This is a genomic window from Hyphomonas sp. (assembly GCF_040882205.1).
GTDB lineage: Bacteria > Pseudomonadota > Alphaproteobacteria > Caulobacterales > Hyphomonadaceae > Hyphomonas.
Genome location: NZ_JBBEBT010000281.1, coordinates 1 through 2,294, shown reverse-complemented (window position 1 = coordinate 2,294; position 2,294 = coordinate 1). Strand labels below are relative to the sequence as shown.

2 protein-coding genes are annotated in these 2,294 nt (G+C 64.9%); one reads left to right on the top strand and one right to left on the bottom strand.

The genetic code is table 11. The features are described from left to right. Positions 1-360 precede the first annotated feature (360 nt). Positions 361-771, bottom strand: a complete 411-nt coding sequence (locus tag WEA77_RS12045) for a TonB-dependent receptor plug domain-containing protein (RefSeq protein ID WP_368068129.1) — start codon at positions 769-771, stop codon at positions 361-363. A 164-nt stretch (positions 772-935) separates the two neighbouring features. Between WEA77_RS12045 and WEA77_RS12040 the strand changes: the two genes are divergently transcribed. Further along, positions 936-2,294 (top strand): toll/interleukin-1 receptor domain-containing protein (locus WEA77_RS12040; RefSeq protein ID WP_368068128.1); only part of this gene is annotated, 1,359 nt, incomplete at its 3' end.

Below are 2,294 nucleotides of genomic sequence, written 5' to 3'. Positions count from 1 at the left end.
TGCCTGAAGCACGGTCCACGTAGTTTAACGGATTGCCCGCTGCCCGCGCGCGCGCCGGAATGGCATTGCGGTGGTCGGTGCGAGGTCGAATTCCAGCGCGCTGCGCAGGCCATATTCGTCGCGATCGCCGCCGGCCGCAGACGGGCCGCAGACATTCTCCAGGGCAGCGTCCTGCTTCAGGTAACGGGCTGCAATCCGGGCCCTTACCCGGTCCGGAAACTGTCTGGTCGCCGCCCCCTGAACGTCCAGGCGGTTGAACCGTCCATACGCCGCGGATGCATAGGCTTCGGGCGCTGCCGAGGGGCGCGCCGTGATGAAATTTATCGAGCCGCTGGAGGCGCTGCGCCCGTGAACCCTGCCTTATGGACCCTTGAGAACTTCGACGCGGTCAAGGTCGCAGGCGAGCAGGCTGGCCTGCACGTTGGCGGCGAGGAAGACACCATCGACACTGACGGCGGCGCCGCTTGGGGTCAGCGCCTGATGGTCCACCGCGCCGACGCCGCGGATCTGGAACGTGGTCTGCGAGCCGTTGGATATCGCTTGCTGCACACCGGGAAGATGCAAGACAACATCTTCTGCCCCGTCAGCGCTGCGCAAGGCTTCACCCGCCACGGCAGTCACGCTTTGCGGCAAGGTGCCCGCAGGTTCGGACTGACGGGAAGCGGTGACGACGATCACATCGAGCCGGTCGCTGCCCTGCGCATCTGCCGCGCCGCCGGCCCCGAGAGCGGCAACGGCGCCCATTCCGAAAATTGCGGGGCCCGGATGCATCGACCATTCCCTCTGCAGCGGGCGGCTGACTGCGCGAAAGGGGCGGCAAAGGCAATCTCCCTGCTGGGGAAGCCCGCAGACGCACGCTCCCGGGACACCTCGACTATGCTGGCGTGTCCGACTAGGGTTCTCCTTCGTGGGACGGAGCGAGAGCTGCAAAACACATGACGGGCCAAGCGAAGACTTATCGCGCCTTCATAAGCTATTCCCAGCAGGACAAAGTCTGGGGAAAGCGCCTGCACGGCTGGCTGGAAAGCTACCGGATACCGGCGGGCACAACGAGCGCACTGCCTGCCGGCGAGCGCCTCGGCCGTTTTTTCCGCGACGACGAGGAAATGGCCGCAGCCTCGGATATCGCGCAGATTGTTGAACGATCCATCGACGATTCCGAAAGCATGATCGTCCTTTGCTCTCCGCGCTCGGCGCAGTCCGAATGGGTGGCGGCAGAGATCGAACAGTTCCGGCGCGGGGGAGCGCCCCGCCGCGTCTTCGCCTTCATCATCGACGGTATCCCGAACTCCGGCGATCCGGATACGGAATGTTTTCCGGCAGCCTTCCGGCGGGCGCACCATCCTGGCGACCCCCGGGCGTTGCCGATCGAGCCTCTTGGCCTGGATGTCAGGAAGGATGGACGAGACCGCGCCGTTGCACGGCTTGCCGCCGGGTTGCTGGGTGTCGACTTTGACGACTTGTGGCAACGCGACCGGCGCCGCCAGGAGCTGGCCCAGCGCAAGCTGCTTGTCGGCCTGGCGGCGCTCAGCTCGGTCTTTGCCCTGCTCGCAGCAACTGCCATTGTCCTGGGGTTTCAGGCACGCCAGAACGCAAGGAGCGCACACGACAATCTTGCCGCTTTCTTCGCCGAACGCGCCTGGCAGAGGCTCGGGAGCCAGGATGTCCAGGCCGCCGCGCGCTACGCCCTGTCCGGCATGGACCTCTCGGAGCGAAACGCAAACAGCTACCATGCTGTTCTAAGCGCCGTAATGTTCGAGGCCGGCGAAAGCCTGCCGCCGCTGCTTCATGGCGGAGATGTCTTCAGCGCCCGGTTTTCCCCGGATGGCAAGCGCGTTGTGACCACCAGCGAGGATGGCACCGCAAAGGTCTGGGATGCGACGACCGGCGCTCTGATCGCACTTCTGATCGGCCATCAGGGCCGTGTCAGTGCAGCTGATTTTTCGGGCGACGGCGCCTCGCTGGTCACAGCGAGCCATGACGCCACAGCGATCGTCTGGGACATGACCACTTTTGTTGCACGCGTTCAGCTGAAGGGTCATCAGCAGCCGCTTCAGACGGCGCGCTTTTCGGATGACGGGAACAAGGTGCTCACCAGCAGCCGCGACGGGACTGCCCGGCTCTGGGACGCCGTATCCGGCGACGTTCGCCAGCAATTCGGAGAACCAGGCGAACCGGCATGGGCCGCGGAATTTTCGCCTGACCAGGCCCACGTTCTGACCTCACATGAAGATGGAAACGCCCGGATCTGGGACATTGGAACCGGACGATTGGTCCGCACACTGAGCGGCCAT

Coding starts and splice junctions, on each gene's coding strand:
- WEA77_RS12045 (WP_368068129.1), bottom strand. CDS start 771: ATGCATCCGGGCCCCGCAATTTTCGGAATGGGCGCCGTTGCCGCTCTC.